At 67.6% G+C, this 21,116-nt stretch carries 21 protein-coding genes; 6 read left to right on the forward strand and 15 right to left on the reverse strand.

The window, feature by feature from the left end; all coding sequences use genetic code 11:
* Positions 1-36: 36 nt before the first annotated feature.
* The 13 genes from NV2_RS01885 to NV2_RS01945 form a co-directional block, all read right to left on the reverse strand.
* Entirely contained in the window at positions 37-711 is a 675-nt protein-coding gene (locus NV2_RS01885) for a LutC/YkgG family protein (protein ID WP_218018939.1), read from the reverse strand.
* On the reverse strand, positions 708-2,180 hold the full coding sequence (locus NV2_RS01890; RefSeq protein ID WP_067868202.1) for a lactate utilization protein B: 1,473 nt from the start codon (positions 2,178-2,180) through the stop codon (positions 708-710). The genes NV2_RS01885 and NV2_RS01890 overlap by 4 nt, the downstream gene beginning before the upstream one ends.
* A complete protein-coding gene (locus NV2_RS01895; RefSeq protein WP_210748911.1) occupies positions 2,173-2,964 on the reverse strand; it encodes a (Fe-S)-binding protein in 792 nt (263 codons plus the stop codon). The genes NV2_RS01890 and NV2_RS01895 overlap by 8 nt, the downstream gene beginning before the upstream one ends.
* 177 nt (positions 2,965-3,141) lie before the next feature.
* A complete protein-coding gene (locus NV2_RS01900) occupies positions 3,142-3,534 on the reverse strand; it encodes a DUF779 domain-containing protein (protein ID WP_067868205.1) in 393 nt (130 codons plus the stop codon).
* Complete coding sequence (exaC, locus tag NV2_RS01905) at positions 3,534-5,051, reverse strand: acetaldehyde dehydrogenase ExaC (protein ID WP_067868208.1); 1,518 nt, start codon at positions 5,049-5,051, stop codon at positions 3,534-3,536. The genes NV2_RS01900 and exaC overlap by 1 nt, the downstream gene beginning before the upstream one ends.
* A gap of 138 nt (positions 5,052-5,189) precedes the next feature.
* Complete coding sequence (locus NV2_RS01910; protein WP_067868211.1) at positions 5,190-6,425, reverse strand: sigma-54-dependent transcriptional regulator family protein; 1,236 nt, start codon at positions 6,423-6,425, stop codon at positions 5,190-5,192.
* Positions 6,426-6,526: 101 nt separating this feature from the next.
* Positions 6,527-7,003: a nitroreductase family deazaflavin-dependent oxidoreductase gene (locus tag NV2_RS01915; protein WP_245662390.1), complete on the reverse strand. Its 477-nt coding sequence runs from the start codon at positions 7,001-7,003 to the stop codon at positions 6,527-6,529.
* A 4-nt stretch (positions 7,004-7,007) separates the two neighbouring features.
* Positions 7,008-7,523, reverse strand: coding sequence for a peptide-methionine (S)-S-oxide reductase MsrA (gene msrA, locus NV2_RS01920; protein ID WP_067869159.1), 516 nt, complete (start codon positions 7,521-7,523; stop codon positions 7,008-7,010).
* Positions 7,524-7,756: 233 nt separating this feature from the next.
* Positions 7,757-8,827, reverse strand: coding sequence for a lysophospholipid acyltransferase family protein (locus tag NV2_RS01925; RefSeq protein WP_084473769.1), 1,071 nt, complete (start codon positions 8,825-8,827; stop codon positions 7,757-7,759).
* On the reverse strand, positions 8,827-9,702 hold the full coding sequence (locus NV2_RS01930) for a GNAT family N-acetyltransferase (protein ID WP_067868214.1): 876 nt from the start codon (positions 9,700-9,702) through the stop codon (positions 8,827-8,829). Before NV2_RS01930 ends, NV2_RS01925 begins: the two co-directional genes overlap by 1 nt.
* 124 nt (positions 9,703-9,826) lie before the next feature.
* Entirely contained in the window at positions 9,827-11,089 is a 1,263-nt protein-coding gene (locus NV2_RS01935; RefSeq protein ID WP_067868217.1) for a glycosyltransferase family 4 protein, read from the reverse strand.
* Positions 11,086-12,657 (reverse strand): 1,4-alpha-glucan branching protein domain-containing protein, encoded by a 1,572-nt coding sequence (locus NV2_RS01940; RefSeq protein ID WP_067868220.1) that lies wholly within the window; start codon positions 12,655-12,657, stop codon positions 11,086-11,088. Before NV2_RS01940 ends, NV2_RS01935 begins: the two co-directional genes overlap by 4 nt.
* A complete protein-coding gene (locus tag NV2_RS01945) occupies positions 12,654-13,490 on the reverse strand; it encodes a class I SAM-dependent methyltransferase (protein WP_067868223.1) in 837 nt (278 codons plus the stop codon). The genes NV2_RS01940 and NV2_RS01945 overlap by 4 nt, the downstream gene beginning before the upstream one ends.
* Before the next feature lie 211 nt (positions 13,491-13,701).
* Between NV2_RS01945 and NV2_RS01950 the strand changes: the two genes are divergently transcribed.
* From NV2_RS01950 to NV2_RS01975, 6 genes are all read left to right on the forward strand, one after another.
* Positions 13,702-14,487 carry an electron transfer flavoprotein subunit beta/FixA family protein gene (locus tag NV2_RS01950; RefSeq protein WP_067868225.1) on the forward strand — a complete coding sequence of 262 codons (786 nt, stop codon included), beginning with the start codon at positions 13,702-13,704 and terminating at the stop codon, positions 14,485-14,487.
* 64 nt (positions 14,488-14,551) lie between these two features.
* Positions 14,552-15,511: an electron transfer flavoprotein subunit alpha/FixB family protein gene (locus tag NV2_RS01955; RefSeq protein ID WP_067868226.1), complete on the forward strand. Its 960-nt coding sequence runs from the start codon at positions 14,552-14,554 to the stop codon at positions 15,509-15,511.
* A gap of 658 nt (positions 15,512-16,169) precedes the next feature.
* Entirely contained in the window at positions 16,170-17,750 is a 1,581-nt protein-coding gene (locus NV2_RS01960) for an ATP-binding protein (protein ID WP_307612369.1), read from the forward strand.
* Positions 17,750-18,178 carry a roadblock/LC7 domain-containing protein gene (locus tag NV2_RS01965; protein WP_067868237.1) on the forward strand — a complete coding sequence of 143 codons (429 nt, stop codon included), beginning with the start codon at positions 17,750-17,752 and terminating at the stop codon, positions 18,176-18,178. Before NV2_RS01960 ends, NV2_RS01965 begins: the two co-directional genes overlap by 1 nt.
* The gene (locus NV2_RS01970) at positions 18,175-18,525 is read left to right on the forward strand and encodes a DUF742 domain-containing protein (RefSeq protein ID WP_067868240.1); all 351 of its coding nucleotides are present in this window, start codon (positions 18,175-18,177) and stop codon (positions 18,523-18,525) included. The genes NV2_RS01965 and NV2_RS01970 overlap by 4 nt, the downstream gene beginning before the upstream one ends.
* Positions 18,500-19,147, forward strand: coding sequence for a GTP-binding protein (locus NV2_RS01975; RefSeq protein WP_067868243.1), 648 nt, complete (start codon positions 18,500-18,502; stop codon positions 19,145-19,147). The genes NV2_RS01970 and NV2_RS01975 overlap by 26 nt, the downstream gene beginning before the upstream one ends.
* A gap of 6 nt (positions 19,148-19,153) precedes the next feature.
* Here the strand turns inward: NV2_RS01975 and NV2_RS01980 are convergent, their stop codons facing one another.
* Together NV2_RS01980 and NV2_RS01985 are read right to left on the reverse strand one after the other, a co-directional pair.
* Positions 19,154-20,146, reverse strand: coding sequence for an alpha/beta hydrolase (locus NV2_RS01980; RefSeq protein WP_245662391.1), 993 nt, complete (start codon positions 20,144-20,146; stop codon positions 19,154-19,156).
* 86 nt (positions 20,147-20,232) lie between these two features.
* The gene (locus tag NV2_RS01985; protein ID WP_067869168.1) at positions 20,233-21,090 is read right to left on the reverse strand and encodes a LysR family transcriptional regulator; all 858 of its coding nucleotides are present in this window, start codon (positions 21,088-21,090) and stop codon (positions 20,233-20,235) included.
* Positions 21,091-21,116 lie beyond the last annotated feature (26 nt).

Below are 21,116 nucleotides of genomic sequence, written 5' to 3' on the forward strand. Positions count from 1 at the left end.
AGAGCCGGCTCGCGATACGGCCACCGGGCCGCACGTTCAGGCTGGTTCGTTCTGGTTCTCTCCTTCGACGAGCACCACGATCAACTGCCTGGGACCGTGAACCCCCTGGACCCGGGTCATCTCGATATCCACCGTCGCCGAAGGCCCACTGATCCAGGTGGTCGGCCGACGCGGATCCAGTTGCGGAACCACTTCCGGTAGCGAGGATTTCACCTGGTCGGCGGCCACGACACACAGATGGCAGTCCGGAACGAGCGTGGCGGCGCGGCGGCCCTGCCCGGCCGCACCGTCCAGCACGATGGTGCCGGACTGGGCGATCGCCGCCGCGCAGGTCGTGACGATCGCGTCGACGTCGTCCAGTTCGAGGGGCGTCAACGGCGGCTCGTCGCGCACCACATGATGCTCGGCCCGGCCCGTCCACCGGCTCAGCCACGCCTCGGGCAGGCCGGGCGGTGCCAGGATCGACCGCGCCGACGCTGCCCGCAACTCCGTATCCACCGCCGCGGCGATCCCTGCCACCGGCGTGCGGCGCAGCCGCGCGCCGTAACGGGTCAGCCGCTGTTCGAACTCGTCCAGGATTCCCGCCCGGTCGCCGGGGTCCAGCCCCGGCGCGTGCCGGAGGTAGTCGCGCGGGATGGTGCGGGCGGGCGAGGATGCACCTGCACCGTTCGCGAGCCGGATTCGCTGCATCATCTCGGCCCGGGCATTCACGACCGGCTCCCGTCGTCCGAACCGTTCGCGTCCCCCGCGGCACCGTCCTGGGTCCGCGACCACCAGCCCCGGAACGACTCGTCCGGGATGTCGGGGACCAGCCGGCTGTCGGTCCAGCCGCCCAACGGTCCGGGCAGATGCCGCTTCGGCAGCACCACGCCCGCGCGCGAGGCCGCGCGTACCGCCATACCCCAGAGCGTGGGACGGCGCATCACCCCGGCCATCGCGTCCAGTGCCATCCGCTCCACCGGATGTTTCACCGCGGCATCACCTTCGACCACCTCGTGCCGCAGTGCCAGCAGGTTTCCGGTGATATCGATGCGGACCGGGCAGACGTCGTTGCACGCTCCACACAGCGCGGACGCGTACGGCAGCGACGCGGTCTGCAGGTCGTCGGCCCCTTTCAACAACGGGTTGAGGATGGCTCCGATCGGGCCCGGATAGACCGAACCGTAGGCCTGGCCGCCGGTGCGTTCGTACACCGGGCAGATATTCATGCAGGCCCCGCAACGGATGCAGCGCAGCGCTTCCCGGCCCAGTTCGTCGCGCAGCGCACGCGTCCGGCCGTTGTCCACCAGCACCAGGTGGAAGGCCGACGGCCCGTCTCCGGCGGCGACACCGGTCCAGGTCGACACGTACGGCGACATCCGTTCGCCCGTCGCGCTGCGGGCGAGCAGTTCCAGATACACCTCGAGGTCGCGCCAGGCCGGCACCACCTTTTCGATACCGGCCACCGTGATCAGCGTGTCCGGCAGGGTCAGGCACATCCGGCCGTTGCCCTCCGATTCGACCATGACCACCGTGCCGCTGTCCGCGACCAGGAAGTTCGCGCCGGTGATACCGACCCGGGCCCGCAGGAATTTGTCCCGCAGATGCAGTCGGGAGGCATCGGCGAGAGCCTGCGGATCATCGGACAGATCCGCGGGGGCGGGACGGCCGTGCTTGCCCATCTCGCGGCGGAAGATGTCGCGAATCTGGTGGCGGTTCAGGTGCATCGACGGCACCACGACATGCGACGGCAGATCGTCGCCGAGCTGGAGAATGATCTCGGCGAGATCGGTTTCCCGAGCATCTATTCCGGCGGCGGCCAACGCGGCGTTCAACCCGATTTCCTCGGTGAGCATCGATTTGGCCTTCACCACCTCTGTTTCTCCGGTGGCACGGACCAGCTCGGTCACCACGGAGTTGGCCTCGGCGGCGTCCCCGGCCCAGTGCACCACTCCCCCGGCCGCCTCGACCGCCGTGGCCAGCTGGTCGAGATAGGTGTCGAGGTGGCCGAGGACCTCGTCCTTGATCGCGGCACCGGCCGCCCGCAGCTCCTGCCAATCCGGACGTTCGTCGACGAGGGCGTCGCGCTTCCCGCGGATGGTGTGGGTCGCTCGGTGCACATTGGCCCGCAATTGCTCGTCCGCGGTGGCGGCGCGCGCAGCCTCCGGGAACGGCGGCCATCCCACGAAGCTCCTACTCATCGCTGCTCCCGGCCGCCACGACCACCGGCAGCCCCGGCATCGGCCCGTCGGCTCTGGTGCGCGCCAGAATCTCCACCAGATGCAGATTGCGTACCGGGCTGCCGTCCGCGGCGAGGCGACCACCGATATTCATCAGGCACGAATTGTCCACCGCGGTCACCACCGCGGCGCCCGTCTCGCGGATATGGTCGGCTTTATCGCCGTTCATGGCGCCCGACGCCGCAGCATTCTTGACCGCGAATGTGCCACCGAATCCACAGCATTCCTCTGCCGCGGGCAACTCGACCAACTCCATCCCCGATACCGCGCGCAGCAATCGGTACGGCCGATCGCCGATGCGCTGCACCCGCAGGGAATGGCAGGTCGGATGGTAGGTGACCCGGTGCGGGAAATAGGCGCCGACATCGTCTACCGCGAGGTCGTCGGTCAGGAATTCGGTGAGTTCGCGGATTCGGGGTAGCAGTGCCTCCGCATCGCGGGCCAGTGCCCGATCACCGACCTGCTCGGCCACCGTCCGGTAGAACTCCTCCGGAGCGGCCCCGCACGATGCCGACGGCACGATGATCCGGTCGTAGTCGCCGAACACCGAAACGAAATGACGAGCCATTTTCGCGGCATCGGCGCGATATCCGGTATTCGCATGCATCTGGCCACAGCAACTCTGCGCCAGTGGAAATTCGACGTCGACACCGAGCCGGCGCAGCAAATTCACCGCGGCGCGACCGGTATCGGGATACAAGACATCGTTGACACAGGTGATGAACAATGCCGTACGCACCGACATGCGGCCCCTTCCGTCACCGGTGCCGCCGGCCGGGCACGAGAGGGCGGCACCTCGAGTGGAATGCTGGCGAAAGCTGTCTATCGGACGATCTCCGGCCAGACTACGCCGTGGCACACCGCGGCGAGGCGAGATCTGCACGGCGTGTGCACCGCGCACCCCGCCCCGCCGGCACTGCTCTCAGCTGGTGATATCCGCCCCGGTCAACGGCCGCTCGTCGGCGAACTCGGCCAGCTCGGCATCGGTGAGCAACCGGGAACGGATCAGGAAACGCACCCCCTCGGGAGCTTCGAGGGAGAAGCCGCTGCCTCGTCCGGGAACCACATCGATCGTCAGGAAGGTGTGCTTCCAGTACTCGTACTGATCGGCGCTCATCCAGAACGGGACGTCCGCGCCGACCCGGCCGAGGAGGACATCCGCGGCACCCACCCGGAATTCACCACGTGGGAAGCACATCGGGGAGCTGCCGTCACAGCAGCCACCGGACTGATGGAACATCACCGGTCCGTGCCGGTGAACCAGGTCGTCCAGCACAGCCCGGGCGGCCTCGGTCAGGTCGACGCGGGCGCCCATCAGAAGAAGCCCTGCTTGTTCGGCGAGTAACTGACCAGCAGGTTCTTGGTCTGCTGGTAGTGATCGAGCATCATGCGGTGGTTCTCCCGGCCGATGCCGGACTTCTTGTAACCGCCGAAGGCCGCGTGCGCGGGATAGGCGTGATAGCAGTTGGTCCACACCCGCCCCGCCTTGATGCCGCGGCCCAGCCGGTAGGCGGTGTTGCCGTCACGAGTCCACACGCCCGCGCCGAGCCCGTACAGGGTGTCGTTGGCTAGCTCGAGCGCCTGTTCGGTGCTGTCGAAGGTGGTCACCGCGACGACCGGGCCGAAGATCTCCTCCTGGAAGACCCGCATGTCGTTGCTGCCCTGCAGGATGGTCGGCTCGACGTAGTAGCCGTCCGCCAGGCCGTCGACCTTGCGCGCAGTACCTCCGGTCAGGACCTCGGCGCCTTCCTGGCGGCCGATGTCGATGTAGGACATGATCTTCTCGTACTGGTCGTTGCTGGCCTGAGCGCCGATCATGGTCTCGGTGTCGAGCGGATTGCCGCTGACGATCGCCTTGGTCCGTTCCAGGCAGCGAGCCATGAACTCGTCGTAGATCGAGGAATGGATGAGCGCGCGCGACGGGCAGGTACACACCTCGCCCTGGTTCAGCGCGAACATCACGAAACCCTCGACCGCCTTGTCCAGGAACGCGTCGTCAGCAGCCATCACATCGGGCAGGAAGATGTTCGGGCTCTTACCACCCAGTTCCAGGGTGACCGGAATGATGTTCTCGCTGGCGTACTGCATGATCAGCCGACCGGTGGTGGTTTCGCCGGTGAACGCCACCTTCGCCACCCGCGGACTCGACGCCAGCGGCTTGCCCGTTTCCACACCGAACCCGTTGACCACGTTCAGGACTCCCGGCGGCAGCAGATCCGCGATCAACTCGACCACCTTCAGGATCGAGGCGGGGGTCTGCTCGGCCGGCTTGAGCACCACGGCATTGCCCGCGGCCAGTGCCGGCGCCAGTTTCCAGGTCGCCATGAGGATCGGGAAGTTCCACGGAATGATCTGTCCCACCACACCCAGCGGTTCGTGGAAGTGGTAGGCGATGGTGTCGGCATCGATCTCGCTGACGCCGCCCTCCTGCGCGCGGATGGCGCCGGCGAAGTATCGGAAGTGGTCCACCGCCAAGGGCAGATCGGCGGCGAGAGTTTCACGGACCGGCTTGCCGTTGTCCCAGGTTTCGGCGACCGCCAGCCGTTCCAGATTCGCCTCGATCCGGTCGGCGATCTTGTTCAGGATGTTGGCACGCTCACCGGCCGCGGTGGCGCCCCATGCGTCGGCGGCAGCGTGCGCGGCGTCCAGCGCCAACTCCACGTCGGCAGCCGAGGACCGCGCCACCCGGCAGAACGTCTGCCCGTCCACCGGCGACGGATTCTCGAAGTACCTGCCCTCGACCGGTGCCGTCCATTGACCACCGATGAAGTTGTCGTAGCGGTCGGCGTAGGAGACGATGCTGCCTTCGGTGCCGGGCTTGGCGTAGATCATGACGGGCGCTCCTCGATGAGTCACGAAGGGTCGGCATCACGACATGGTTCATCGTGATGTGGACCACTATGAGCCACGAAGGTTGGCACAAGGTTGAACCCGGCCGACATGCTCGAGAGCACGGCGTGCGTTGCGGGGTCAGCCCGTGCGGAGGGCGGTGTGCAGACGCGCAGCCGCCACCGCGCGGCGGGCGTCACCGACCGGCAGCAGGCGCAACGCGTGTTCGTGGATCTCGATGTCACCGGGCGCTCTGGCGCCGTAGTCCAACGCATATCCGGCCTGGTCGGCAGCCAGCACCGCGGTACGGACACCGACTTCGAGATACTCGCGCCACTCGACGATGCCCGGGGTCTGCGAGCCGGGCAACAGCGGGCCGCGATAGAGCCGCACCGCGGCGGCGATGTCACCGGCGGCGAGGGCGGCGAGCAGCTCGGTGGCATCGCAACGCACCGGGGTGGTCAACCGGTAGACCCGGTTACTGATATCGCCTCCGGTGGCACGGCGCAGATGCGAGACATCGGCTTTGAGGGTGCTGGACCCGGTGACCCGGTCCCCGTAGACCGCCAGTTGCAGTTGCTCCGGGGTATAACCGTCGGGTTCCAGCGCGAGCAGCGTGAGGATTTCGAGTAGCCGGCGGCGCAACCGCACCGGCCGGCCGGACCGCATCAGCGTGCCACCGCCGAGACATTCCAGGCGCACCCCGGATTCGGTGACCACACCGGCGCAGTGCAGTTTGGCCTCCACCGCGGCGGTCAGCGACAGCACGGTGGACATGGCCAGCGGATGGGAACGGTCCCACGTGGTCGACAGGTCCAGCACCCCGAGCTGCCGGCCGTCGGCGGCGCGGATCGGCGCGCAGTAGCAGACCCAGCCGTGCAGCGCCTCCACCAGATGCTCGGCGGAGAAGACGGTGTTCGGGCGGCCGGTGTGCAGCGCCAGCGACAGCGCGTTGGTGCCCATGTGGTTCTCGTCCCACCGGCCCCCGGGAGTGAAACCCACCCGTTCGGCGCGCCGGCGCATCACCTGTCCACCGTCGGACCACAGGATGGTGCCGGCCTCGTCGGTGACCGCGGCGACGAAACCGGCGTCGTGGGTGATGCCGTGCAGCTGATCCGACAGCTCGGCGATGGGGGCACGCAGTGGTGACTGCGCCCATTTCGAGGCCACGTCCCCGTCCGCGGCGGGCGCACAGTCGGTGGCGGGATCGACGAACGCTCGCGATCGAACCCACGACTGCGCCACATCGGGACGCGGGCGTACCGCGTCGGCGCGCAACGAACGCCCCGCACCGCGCGCGTCCGGAACCCAGCTCGCCCACTGTCGTTCCAGTGCAGCGCGGCGCCGAACCAGTGCGCTGTCCTGTCCTGATCGCATCCGTATCTCACCCGTCACCGGTCGGTCCGCACGTGTGTCGGCTCGGCACTCATTGTCCAGCAGCGCGGGGTGACCGGGGCGCGAAATCGGCCGGTACGGGATCAGATGGGCGTGAGTTCGAACAGCCGGAACCGGCGGGATCCCGCCAGGCGCTGTTCCATGGCGTATCCGGGCCAGTAGGCCACGGCGCGCTCCCAGGCTCGCTCCCGCGCCGCACCGCGCAGATGCTCGACACGAACCTTGATCCGCACGCCCCCACTGTGCACCTCGGCGTCGGTGGCCGCCGCCAGATTCGCCGACCAGGACGGATGCTCGGACCGGCCCCAATTGGACCCGACCAGTAGGTACCGATCGGGGCGTTCGGGAACGTAGAGCAGCGAAACCGTGCGCGGCACTCCGGACCTGCGCCCCAGCACGGTGAGCTCCATGGACGGCAGCCCGGCCAGATCGAGGACGCCGTGCCGACCGCGGGTCAGGCGCCGCACGGACCGTTCCAGCACCGCGATCACCGGACCGGTGCGCATCACCCAGGGCATGCGCGCGAGCGTCCGGCCGAGCGCCGGCAATGGATTGATCACGGGACTACTGCGAGGTCGCAGAGCGCTCCGGCAACTTCCAGCCCGGCCGCGGGAAATGGCAGGTGTAGCCCTGCGGGTAGCGCACCAGATAGTCCTGATGCTCGGGCTCGGCTTCCCAGAACTCACTCGCCGGGGTCACCTCGGTCACCACGGGGCCGGGCCACAGGCCGGAAGCGTCCACATCGGCAATGGTGTCGCGCGCGATGCGCTGCTGTTCGTCGTCCAGGTAGAAGATCGCCGAACGGTAGCTGGTGCCGATATCGTTGCCCTGCCGGTCCTTGGTGCTCGGATCGTGGATCTGGAAGAAGAACTCCAGCAATGCCCGGTAATCGGTGCGGGCCGGGTCATAGGTGATCTCCAGCGCCTCGGCATGGCCCGGATGGTTGGGGTAGGTCGGGTAATCGTTGCTGCCACCGGTGTAGCCGACGCGGGTCGACACCACACCCGGCTGCTTGCGGATCAGATCCTCCATGCCCCAGAAGCATCCGCCTGCCAGAATCGCCCTCCGCGTTTCGGTCACGCTTTCTCCTTCGATCTCGAGTTCCACAGAAAGGTCCCACACCTACAACTCCGGACAGCACCGAAAAATGCCGGACGGGCCGTAATCACGCCGTCGGTGCTCTGGTCGTGACGTGCCCCAGCGCACCGGCCGCGGTTCCGCTGCCGGATCACTGCACTCGTGCAGGGCGCGCAGCCCGGTCACGCGGACCGCTCGACACGAACCCCGGTACCCGGCGGCGGCGCGGTAAGGGATCAATCCGAGGATATCGGCGCGACACTCCTGTCCGGCGCTGGTTCGGCCCGCCGGGCGGGGTACCGCGCGGCGGCGACGATTTCCCGGGTCGGTCCGGTGCCCAGGGCGGTGGCGTGCTCGTCGATCCGCATCTCGTCGTCCCCGCGCAGCGCCTGCTCGCAGCGGCGGACCAGATCGCGCCGGTCGGTACCGGGGCCTTCGACCGGTAGCAGCACCAGTTCGGCGACCACCCCCTCGGCGCGCAACACACGACGTGCCGAATCGAGGAACCCTTCCGCGCCGACGAAGGCCGGCACGGTCGACAGCTCGCCTCCGGCGCTCAGATAGCGCAGCCGGATCGGCTGCACCGGTGTGGCGGTGTCGACCGCGGCCTGGAACAGGGCCGGGCGAAATCGCCCGTGCGCACGACCGCACCAGGTGGTGCCCTCGGGAAACACGCCGACCCGCTCTCCGGCCGCCAGCCGCGCACTCGTCGCGGCGATCACCTCGGGCAGTTGCCGCAGCCGCTCGCGTTCGATCGGGATCACCCGCATCAGCCGCGCCACCCGGCCCAGCACCGGCCAGGCGACCAGATCGGCCCGCGCAACGAAGCCCATCGGCGACACAGTGGCGAGTGCGAGCACATCGGCCCACCCGATATGTCCGGCCACCACGAGCAGGCCCGAACCACTGGGCGCCCCCTCGGCAGCGCCCCGCCGATCGATGACCCGTACCCGTATTCCACAGCAGCGCAACAGCCACCGGGCACACCGGCGCTGCAGGCCCGCCCGACGCTTCGACGGCGTCAGCAGGTTGACCACCGGGAAGGCCGCCAGCAGCCCCGCGATACCCAGCACCCGCGCGGCCCGGCGGATCAGGCCCGCCCCGGTCGGCACCTCCACACAGCCGGAGCCACACGGACTGACCGGAGTCCACGCATGGACGGGCGGAACCGGAATCCGAGCCGGCTCGACCGGGGCGGCGACGAGGCACCGTGCGTCCGCAACTCGGCTGCGATGCGCTGCGACGACCGAATCGCCTGGCACACCACGCAGCTGCTTCGCCTCGGTGCCGACCACGGATGACGTCATCACACACCTCCGGCCGTCCGCGCGCTCGCCGCTGCCGGCTTCGGCTGTTCGGCCGCGCGTCCATCCATCGCTCCCGCCGCGCTCTGCAGCCGGTCCAGATAGCGGGTGTTGATGGTCTCCAGGCCCAGCAGCGCAACGAAATCCGCGACACCGAAGTCCGGATCGTGCGCCGGTTCACCACAGATTTCGGCACCCAGGCGCAGGTATCCGCGCAGCAGTGGTGGCGGTGCGGGACGGGCTGTGCCCGCGAGTTCGTCGAGCCCGCGGCCGTCGACGACGACCGGGCGATGCGGGCGCACGCGGTAGGCCGGATCGGCGGCATGCCTGTCGAGCAGCAGGTTCCGGACCGCCGCCACGTTCACGCCGGGTGCCTCGGGCGGGGTCGCCCGCATCGGCACCGAGACACACCCCATCACCCAGTCGTAGCCGGTGAGCTGGATGTAGTGCAGAATTCCGGCCCACATGAGGGTCAGCACCGAGCCGTTGCGATGTTCGGGCACCACACAGGCCCGGCCCATCTCCACGATCCGGCGGCGTTCGGGATCCATTGCGCTCAGGTCGAATTCGGTGGCGGTGTAGTACCCGCCCGCGGCGCGCACCCGGTCCGGAGGCAGCATCCGGTAGCACCCGGCGAACTCACCGGTCGTCTCGTCACGGACCAGCAGATGGTCGCAGTGGTCGTCGAATCGGTCGGCATCGCGCCCCTCGGCGTTGAACGGAATGTCGAAGCCCGGTTCCCCGGCGAACACCCGGTAGCGCAACCGCTGTGCGGCCATACGGTGGTCGGAGTCGGACGACACGACCAGGGAATATCGTGGCGCCGCCACCCCTGAACCGGTCGTGCGGGTCGCTGTCAGCACGGACGATGGCGTCATGCATCGATGAAGCCAGGCCGATCCGGCGTCCCGGCGACAGACCGGTGTCGCCGCGATGCCGACCCGGTGAACGAGATGTCGGTCACACCGACTGTTCACGGCGACGACGGCTGCGGGCTACCTCCTACAGCGGATTGTTCGGATCACGTTCCGGCAGCGGCCGTTCGGTGATCACCGGACGCCCCAGTGGGTTACGGACCCGGCGCTTGGCGGCTTGATAGACCTGAATCGTTTCCGCGGCCACCACATCCCAGGCGAAGTCCTCGCTCAGCCGCTCGTGTGCGGCGTAGGCACGGCGCTGTGCGGCGATCGGATCGTCGAGTACCGCCGTCACCGCTTCGACCAGACCGGTCACGTCCGCGGGGTCGAACGAGGTTCCGGTGACACCGTCGATCACCAGCTCACCCAGCCCACCGGCCGTGGAGGTGACCAGCGGGGTTCCCGCGGCCGCGGCTTCCAGCGCGACGATGCCGAACGGTTCGTAGCGGCTGGGCAGCACCACGGCATCGGCACCGTGCAGCCAGCCCAGGAGTTCGGCGTGATCCAGCCGCCCCGCGAAGTTCACCGCCCGCGCCACCCGATGCACCCGGGCACGCTCACGCAGCCATTCGAATTGGGTGCCGACACCGGCGATGGTCAGGGTGGCGCCGGGATGGGCCCGCCGGATCCGCGGCAGTGCGGCAATCGCGTCCTGGATGCCCTTCTCGTATTCGAGCCGGCCCACATACAGCAGCCGCGGCGGCCCCGACCGCGGCGAGCGCTCACGAAAGGTCCACGCCCCCACATCGATCCCGTTGCGAATCACGGTCACCGGAACCAGTTCGGGGCCGTAGAGGCTCTCCACTTCTTCCTGCATCGAGGTCGAGCAGGTGATCAGCGCGTCGGATTCCCGTGCCAGCCACCACTCCACCGAATGCACCTGTTTGTTGACCCGGCCCGACACCCAGCCGCTGTGCCGACCGGCCTCGGTGGCGTGGATGGTCGACACCAGCGGTACGTCGTAGTGTTCGGCCAGCGCGATGGCCGAGTGCGCGACCAGCCAGTCGTGCGCGTGCACCACATCGGGCGTCCAGCCCTCGGCGATGCCGGGTTTACTCAGCGCGATACCCGCCCGCACCATGGCATGGCCCATGGCCAACGTCCAGGCCAGCATGTCCTCGCCGAAGTCGAAGGACGGTGGGTCCTCGGCGACGGCGACCACCAGCACCCGTTCGTCGATGAAGGTGTGGGTGGGATGCGTCGTGGCGTCGGTTCCCATCGGCCGGCGCGCCAGCACGACCACCTCGTGGCCGGCCGCTGCCAGTTCGACGGCCAGGTGATGGACGTGGCGACCGAGCCCGCCGACGACTACCGGTGGGTACTCCCACGACACCATCAAGATCTTCATGCCGGTCCTTCTGTTACTCCCGCCGAGCGGTGACCGACCACGGGGCTGCCCGTACCTCGCACGTCGAGCCGTCGCGCGTCCAGAGCGGGGAAGAATCCGTCGGCCGCATACCATCCTGCCGCCAACTGCCGTGCTTTGGCGAGTTGTCCGCCGGCGACAGCTGCGGCGATCTCCCGGACGGCGTGGGCGTGTTCGTGCGCGCGGTCGCGGGCGTACCCGGCCGCGGAGTCCTTGCTGACCATGAACGCCCAGTCACTGGACACCGCCAGGACGGCCTCGCGCAGCAGTTGATCGGCCATCGGGTCACGCAGGCCGTCGGACTGCGCGGCCATCTTGTCGAGCGTATCCAGCGCGGTACGCACCACCTCGGCGTTCAGGTCCACCAGGTCGCGCACCTGGTCACCGGCCCAGACCCGCCAGTCCTTGCCCGATCCCCAGGACGAGTCGGCCAGGTCCACGGGGCTGCCGACATACCCGGCGGCGCGGGCGTCGGCCAAGGTCCCGACCGTCACACCGGCCTCGGGCAGGGCACGCAGCACCTGCTCGAGCCACTGCGGGCCCTCGTGCCACCAGTGTCCGAACAGTTCGGTGTCGAATGCGGCCACCACGAGCGCCGGACGTCCGATGCGCTCGGATTCCGACAGCAACCGTTCCCGGACCGTGTCGACGAAATCGGCGACATCGCGACGCACCGACCGGGCGGCGGCCGCGGGATCATAAGGCGCCTTGTCCGGCCCGGCGACCTGCTTGCCGGTGACGCGCGCCGGCTTCAGACCGGTGTCGTGGTCGTAGTGGTGGAAGTCGCGATAGTGGCTCTGGCCTGGATATCCCGATTTCGGCGACCACACTCGATAACTGACCTGGAGATCGCGGCCGAAGGCCAGAACATCGCTGCCGCGGACCGGGCGCCCGAGGGTCGTGTCACCGCGCAGCGCGGGTCCGTCGACCATGAAATGTGTCACACCGGCATCGGCATAGCCCTGTTCCATCCCAGGCGTGAAGCCGCATTCCGGCGCCCAGAGCCCGGTGGGCCGGCGGCCCCAGCGATGCCGCGCATCGGCCAGACCCTCGCGCAGCTGGAAGGACCGCAGCCGCGGGTCCAGCAGCGGCTGGAACGGATGCGCGAGCGGTCCGCCGAGCAGTTCGATCGCCTCGGCGTCGATCAACTCACGCCACACCGGTGAGCCGCCGTGCCGCCAGCGCACCTCGAAATCCTCGATCGCCGCGACGGCCAGGCCGTGTTCGTAGCGGCCCAGGTCGGTCCGGCCGGCCATCGACGCCTCGTCGGCGCGCATCTGCCAGTTGCCCAGCCAGTGATGCATGGCCGCGAGGGCATGTGGATCGTCGAGCTGTGCTGCCAGCACCGGGGTGATGCCGAAGCTGAGCAGATGCGATCGGCCTTCGGCGGCCAGCTGTGCGAGCACGCGGGCGACGGGAAGATAGGACGCCGCCCAGGACTGGTACAGCCATTCCTCACCGACCGGCCACCGACCGTGGTGGGCCAGCCAGGGCAGATGCGAATGCAGGACCAGAGTGAACTGGCCCGGTACCGCGCGGGAATCGGTCACGGCTTCACCGCGATGGACACCAGATCGAGGCTCGCGTCGATATCGGGACCCCACCCTCCGGGTGCGGTAGCCGCCGGCAGCGGCCGCAACTCGAAATCGTCGATCCGCACTCCGGCCACGGCCGCGGTCAGCTCGTCCGGCCACGGATCACCGGCCAGCGCCCGCTCGATCTGGGCGTCGATGAACGACCCACCCCACCGCTGGTCGAGGTCGACCAACGCGGGGCCGTGGTGCACACCGGCCATGGTCTCGACCCGGAATCCGGCCTGCACCAGCAACTCCGAAAGTTCCGCGGCGTTGAGCTCACGGGTGTGAAAGGGATTGAGCGGCGTATCGCGCCCCGGCGAGAAGGTGATCCGATTCGGCGTGCTGATCAACAGTTCACCGCCCGGCCGAAGCACCCGCAGACATTCGCGCAGGAATTGTCCTTGATCCCAGAGGTGTTCGACGACCTGGAAGTTCACCACCACATCGACCGAGGCGTCGCCGAGCGGCAACTCGGCGAGATTGCCCTGCATCATCTCCACCCGCGGGTAGGCAGCGCGTACGTGTTCCACCGCACCGGTGTCGTAGTCGAGGCCGATGACCCGGGTTGCCACATCGGCGATCATGTTCGCGCCGTAGCCTTCTCCGGACCCCGCTTCCAGGACGGTGGCACCGGCACACCGCTCGAGCAGGCGGGCATAGACGATCTCGTGCCGGCGGAACCAGTAGTTCTCCTCCGCGATCCCGGGCACGGTCCGCTCACCGGTCAGCGGCAACGGCGCCACCGACTCCCCCGGTTCCACCTGGGCGGACTTCCCGCTCACCGGGTCGACAACAGCCTCACTCATTGGGTCGACGTTAGCGGTTGCGTGTATCACACCCACGTCCGGACCGGACATGGAGAACATCACACCCTAAGTTACCCGCGAGTAACTTAATGTAGGGTAATCTCCCGGACGGAGCTTTAGATGTGACGGAGCTTTTCATGTGGACGTACGGCCACCCCCGATCGTGCGACCCCACTCACGTGCCACCAGAACAGGAGGTCGACGAAGACCAATGCCGAATATCGTCGTACTGATCAAGCAGGTTCCCGACACCTGGTCCGAGCGCAAGCTCAGCGATGGTGACTTCACCCTCGACCGGGAGGCCGCCGACGCGATCCTGGACGAGATCAACGAGCGCGCCGTCGAAGAGGCCTTGCTGATCAAGGAAGCCCAGGGCGGCGAGGTCACCGTCCTCGCGATGGGTCCCGAGCGCGCCACCGAAGCGATCCGCAAGGCCCTGTCCATGGGTGCCGACAAGGCCATCCACGTCAAGGACGACGCCATCCAGGGCTCCGACGCGGTGCAGACCGCATGGGTGCTGGCCGGTGCGCTGGGCCAGATCGAAGGCATCGAACTGGTCATCGCCGGCAACGAAGCCACCGACGGTCGCGCGGGTGCCGTGCCGGCCATCATCGCCGAGTACCTGGGCATCCCCCAGCTGACCCACCTGCGCAAGCTCACCGTCGACGGGGAGAAGATCTCCGGCGAGCGCGAAACCGACGAGGGCGTGTTCAAGCTCGAGGCCACCCTGCCGGCCATCGTCTCGGTCACCGAGAAGATCAACGAGCCCCGCTTCCCCTCCTTCAAGGGCATCATGGCCGCGAAGAAGAAGGAAGTTCAGACCTTTGCCCTGGCCGACCTGGGCATCGACCCGTCGACCGTCGGTGTGGCGAATTCCGGCACCACGGTCACCGGCGTGACCCCGAAGCCGCCGCGCACCGCCGGCGAGAAGGTCACCGACGAGGGCGAGGGCGGCAACCAGGTCGCGCAGTACCTCGTCGGACAGAAGATCATCTGAGTCGCCCGTTCGCCGCACTCCGGCTTCGCCGGCCGGACGAGAGTCTCACTAGGAGAAGAATTCCATGGCAGAAGTACTTGTGCTCGTAGAGCACGCCGAAGGTGCCCCGAAGAAGGTCACCACCGAACTGCTCACCGCCGCCCGCTCGCTGGGCACCCCCGCCGCGGTCGTGCTGGGTGCGCCCGGCACCGCCGACAAGCTGGCCGATGCGCTGGCCGCTGCGGGCGCCGAGAAGATCTACGTCGCCGAGTCCGACGACGCCGAGGGCTTCCTGGTGACCCCGAAGGTCGACGTGCTGGCCGGTCTGGCCGAGTCGGCCTCCCCGGCCGCCGTGCTGGTCGCCGCCTCCGCAGAGGGTAAAGAGGTCACCGGTCGCCTGGCCGCCCGGATCGGCTCGGGCCTGCTGGTCGATGTCATCGACGTCAAGGCCGACGGTTCGGCCACGCACTCCATCTTCGGTGGCGCGTTCACCGTGGACGCCAAGGCCACCGGCGACGTGCCGGTGATCTCGGTGCGCCCGGGCGCGATCGAGGCCGCTCCGCAGGCCGGCGCGGGCGAGAAGGTCACCGTCGAGGTTCCGGCTCAGGAAGAGGGCGTCACCAAGGTGACCTCTCGCGAGCCCGTCGTCGGTGGCGATCGTCCGGAGCTCACCGAGGCCACCATCGTGGTCTCCGGTGGCCGCGGTGTCGGTAGCGAGGACAACTTCCACAAGGTCATCGAGCCGCTGGCCGATGCGCTCGGTGCCGCCGTCGGCGCCTCGCGTGCGGCCGTCGACTCGGGCTACTACCCGGGCCAGTTCCAGGTCGGCCAGACCGGTAAGACGGTGTCGCCGCAGCTCTATGTCGCCCTGGGCATCTCCGGCGCCATCCAGCACCGTGCCGGTATGCAGACCTCGAAGACCATCGTCGCGGTCAACAAGGACGAAGAGGCGCCGATCTTCGAGATCAGCGACTACGGCATCGTGGGCGACCTGTTCAACGTCGCCCCGCAGCTGACCGAGGCGGTCAAGTCCCACAAGGGCTGACAACAAGACCCCTGCAGGGAGAACGGCCCGTCGGTGGCGATACTTCGCGGTATCGCCCCGGCGGGCCGTCTGCATTTCCGATATTCGACCGATCGTCCACGTCCGGCAGATCGGACAAGATCGGCAACAGTTCCGGATAAGTTCGCGTCACACAGGCTTGTCGGAGCCGAGGATCGAATTCGGCGAGATTCAGCCGTCGCGCATCTGTCAGCGCATGTAATCGGGCGATGATCTTCCGCGATCCGCCCCGGCGCCCGACACTCGGTCCCCGCTGGTCAAGCCGGGTTGTCAGGATCGATGGTGACGGGGTGGACGAAACCGTCTCTGCCCGAACAAATCCGAAACACCTGCGACGAAGATATACTACCGAGCCGTACATAACGAATCGGTCGCTGCCACCCGGAATTGCTGATATCTTGGCTGTCGTCGGGTGCTGGGGCCGATCGGGATCCTCCGCCGGTAAGGCGATAGTGAATTCGCCTGTCCGGTAAGCGCTTCGAGGTCCCATCCAGGTGAGGTGCAGTATTATCCTGCCTGCCGCGTTCCGGCCGTCCGACCTGTATGTCATTCGGCCGTGTTTGTTCGCGGCCGCCGAGCAGGGAAGGACCAACCGGCCGGACATCCGGCACCGAGGTAACTGATGAATCAAGCTACCGCCGTGACACTTTCGTGGATCCTCGCCGCCATTCTGATCGTGACGATCGCGGGAGCCCTATACGCCGTTTACTACGCGTCGCAACAGAAGACGCGCGCGCTCGCCGCGGAGGCGGAGTTACGCGCTCACGAAGATCAGCTCGAGAATTTTTCGACTACGACCATGGGACTGGTGGCCGACTCGGTGCGCCGGTCCGAGTCGACCGTCGAATTGCCCGCAATCGACCGAGGCGGCTCCCGCTTCGCCCGTCTGTTGCAGCGACTCACCGAGCGCTATGCCGACGATCTGCATCGTGTCGCGACCGAAACACACGAACGCACCAGCCAGGAGCTGGAATACGAGAAGCAGCAGGCGGTCGCCGCCGCCGAGTCCGGCGTCCGGGAACAGATCGAGAACGCCTCGCGTGAAGCGACCAGTGCGGCCGTGCGCGCGTTCGGCACCTCTGTGGTCAGCCTGGGCGCCGACGTCGGTCAGGTCGTGAGCACTGCGCTGCGCGAACACCGCGGCGACGACGTCTACGAGACGCTGATCCGCATCGATCACAGTGTGCAGCAGATGATCCGCCAGGCGCAGTCCTACGTGATCGTCTGTGGTGGCCTGCCCGGCCGCCGCTGGCCCCAGCAGTCGCTCACCGATATCGTCGGCGGCTCCGTCGGCCGCGTCCGCGACTTCACTCGCGTGCGGCCGCAGCAGCTCGAGCGCGTGGTGATCAGCCGCGCGGTCGAACCACTCGTGCACACGCTGGCCACCCTGCTGGACAACGCACTGCGCTACTCGCCACCGACCTCGTTCGTGGATGTCACCTTCCAGGAAGGCCATCACGGCCTGACGGTGATCATCGACGACGCCGGTGTCCGGATGAACCCCGAGCAGATGGAGGAGGCGCGCCAGGTTCTCGCCGGCGAGCGCACAGTCGATATTCACCAACTGGGCCCGACTCCGCGCGTCGGCTTCCCCGGTGTCGCCGCGCTCGCCCGCCGCTACGGTTTCACCGTGTATATCGACGGCCCCAACGTCTACGGGGGTATGCGCGCGATGGTCTACGTACCCGAAACTCTGCTCACCGCCCGGCCCGAGACCACCGACAACGAGGCCGCGGTGCCGCTCGCTTCACCGATCGAGCCCGCGACACCTGCCGTGAGTAGTGCCCCGGCGCCCGCCGCGGTCAGCCTCGCCTCCGCGTCGAACGGCATCGGCTCGGCCCCGAACAACATCGGCTCGGCCTCCAGCAGCATCGGCTCCGCGTCGAGCAGCATCGGCTCGGCGTCCAGCAGCATCGGCTCGGCCTCCAGTGATATCGGCACGCCGAACCGCCACGTGCTGGCCGAGGCACCGGCTGCCGCACCTGCTGCGGATCCGATTCCCACGGGACAGAATTCGACCGTGCACGAGATCACCCCCGGCGGCCTGCCCCGGCGGCGTCGGCGCAGTGTGTCGGTTCCTCCTCCGGTGCGGGGACGGACCAGTGGCGGGCCGACCACCGACAGCGGCCTGCCTCGCGTCGATATCGCTCGGGCCTGGCAGTCCGGCACCACCACTGGACGTGAAGCCGCACACGACAACTCCGAAGGGACGAACTCCTGATGGCCACACCCGGCACAACCATCAGCGACAACGACAACAAGCTGGCCTGGATGCTCGAGGACCTCACGGTCCCGGGTGTCAGATTCGCGGTCCTGCTGTCCGAGGACGGCCTGCGTATCGCCCACGCGGGTGCCATCGCCCTCGACGACGCCGAGCGTTTCGCCGCCGCTGCCTCCGGGCTGCGTTCGCTCGGTAAAGCGCTCACCGAGTTCTGTGGCGGTGCGAACTCGGTGCGCCAGAACATGACCGAGTACGACGAGGGCATGATCTTCATTACCGCAGCAGGTGAGGGCGCGTTGATCGGTGTCTCGACGATGGCTGATGTTGATGTCAGCATGGTCGCGCACCGGATGAACGAGCTCGCTGTCAGAGTCGGTCGCGAACTCGGCAGCTTGCCCCGCCACAGGCCCGGTAGCGACCGGGCATGAGCACCCACCGGCGCGATCCCGACCTGGTCCGTGCCTATGTGCGCACGGGCGGTCGCACGCGTGCGACCCGCTCGGTGGACCTGGTGACACTTGTTGTGGTAGCGCAGGATCCCCCTCCTGCCGCCGGCCCGGATGCACGCCGGGTGATGAGTATCTGCAGCCGGCGTGGTGCACTGTCGCTCGCCGAGGTGGCCGCCTATCTCGATCTGCCGCCCTCGGTAGTGAAGATTGTGGTATCGGACCTTCTCGACAGCGGCCATCTGGTCAATCCGACCCCGGAAGGCTATGTGCCGGAGGTCGCCCTGCTCGAGGAGGTACTGAATGGGCTCCGCGCTCTCGCCGTCTGAGCGCCCGACTGCCCTGTCCGAACGACACAGCCCCGCACCCGACCGCACCGTCGACTACGTCCCCGAGACGGTCACGCGGTCGGTCAAGCTGTTGGTAGCGGGCAACTTCGGGGTCGGCAAAACCACATTCGTCAACAGCGTGTCCGAGATCCGACCGCTGCGCACCGAGGAGACCATCACCGAGGCCAGCGTCGGCGTCGACGATATGGCCGGTCTCCCCGGTAAGCAGACCACCACTGTGGCGATGGACTTCGGCCGGATCACGCTCAATCCGCAGCTGGCGCTGTATCTGTTCGGCACTCCCGGGCAGCGGCGCTTCCTGCCATTGTGGGAAGAACTGGCACAGGGTGCGCTGGGCGCATTGGTTCTCGTCGACACCCGCCGGATCGACAAGGCCGACGAGGTGTTGTCGATTCTCGAGGAACGCGGCGTGCCGTACTCGGTCGCGATCAACGAGTTCGACGGGGCACAGCGCTTTCCGCTCAGCGAGATCCGCGATGCGCTCGACCTCGAGCCGGGCACTCCGCTGACCGCGCTCGACGCGCGTGACCGCGGCACCTGCCTGCGTTCACTGATCACCCTGGTGGAATTCCTGTTCCACCGCATCGAATCGCGGTCCTGAGGTCCCTCAGCGCGCACCCAGCGCATCGAGAACCATCGGACGGGCCGCGGCAATTGCTCGTTGCCAGTACGGCCAGCAGTGTGTGCCGTTACCGACTTCCACTCTGGCATCGAGTCCCAACGCCGCGGCCCGATCACCGAACATTCGGGCGGCAGTGCCGGCCATCATCTCCAACCCACTGGCATTGGTGGTGTTCACGGCCCCGTTCGGCAGGTCGAGCGGACCGGGTACACCATTGCCGGAGGAGACGTACACCGGCAGGCCGCGCAGCAGTTCCGCCTGGTTGGTGGCGTCGTTGCGGTTCCAGGCCGGATCACCGGCCGGGCCCCACATATCGTCGACATCGAACTGTCCCTCGTCCCACATCGCAGCGCGCATCGCCTCGTTCCACAGCGGGAAGGTGGGGTGCACCATCCCCGAGAACGATCCGGCCATCCGGAACTGATCACGATAATGCCCTGCGATCACCAGCGCGGCGTTCCCGCCCATCGACGCACCGACGATCGCGTTGTTGCTGCGTGAGACCCCGTAGCGGGACAGGAATTCCGGCAGTTCCCGGGTGGGAAATGTTTCCCACTTGTAGGTCGTGGTCTGGTGGTTGGTGCTGCTCGGCCGGTACCAGTCGGTGTAGAAACTGGAGCGTCCGCCGACCGGGAACACCAATGTGACGTCGTCACCCGTGAATTGACGCAGCACATCGGTATCGCTGACCCATTGGCTGTGGTCGTCGGGCGCGCGCAGGCCGTCGAGGACGTACACGGCGGAGCTTCCACCGCGGGCCGCCCATTGCACCTGCACCTTGATCGGCCCCATGCTGGAAGGGACGAACAGGTCCTCGAATCCATGCGCCGATACCCGCACAGGTGCGGCCCCGACCTGAGCGATACCTACCTGAGCAATGCCTACCGATGCCATCAGTACCACGGCGGACACGACGCCGACGGCGCGCAACCAGCCGCGAATTCCCTGACGACGCTTGGACTGTGCTGCACAACCCACCCCGAAACCTCCACGCTTCCCCTCGTGTGGGCACTACGGTACCCGACCCCCGGTAGGTCCGCGCGGCACAGCAGGTGAGCGCGGCCTCAGGCGCTGTGTAATGCCTGGAGCAGAGTCGTCAGGATCGGCGAGGGCCGGGCATCGCCCCGCAGCACGGCCGATACCGGGATTCGCAATGGACGCCCCTCGAGTTTCAGCGTCGCTATCCCCTCGGTGGCACTGTCCGCGTACAGGATGGTCCAGGCGTTGGGCCGATTCACCAATTCCATCGTCGCGGTGTGGTCGGGCGGGATGGACGGGCCGTAGCTCGGGCGGACCGGCAGGTCCGCGAAGGCGTGCCGGACCACGTTGTGCAGCAGCACCTGTTCGGTCTCCGGAGGCAGCAACAGCGGAAATTTCCCCAACTCGGTCAGTTTCACATCGACGCGCCCGGCCAATTGATGAGCCGGCGACGTGGCGATGACGAGGTCCTCGACCCACAGTTGTTCCACCGTCAGACCAGGCTGCTCCACACTGCCTCGAATGAGAGCAAGATCACAATCGCCGTCGGAGACCGCGGCGATGCGCTGCCGGAAAGGCTTGATGACGAACTCGATTTCGGCACCCGGATGCGCAGCGCGTGCCCCCGCGATCGCCGACAGCGAACGGGTTGCGAAGGACATGTTCGCTGCCAGGCGAATTCGTGGCCCGGAGTCGCGTACAGCTGCGCGGATCGCCGATTCGAGGCTCAGCATTTGTTTCGCAAGGGGAAGTAGCCGAGCGGTAGCCTCGGTGGGCAGAACCGAACGCGTGGAGCGTTCGAACAACTGAACACCAAGATCATGTTCCAAGCGCGCGATCTGATGACTGATAGCCGATTGCGATATGAAGCACCGGACAGCGGCCCGGCTGAAGCTCAGCTCCTCGCACACGGCAACGAAGTAAGTGAGCTGACGCAGTTCCATCAAGATCTCCATTCATGAGCGATCTA

The organism is Nocardia vermiculata NBRC 100427 (assembly GCF_001613265.1).
Lineage (GTDB): Bacteria > Actinomycetota > Actinomycetes > Mycobacteriales > Mycobacteriaceae > Nocardia > Nocardia vermiculata.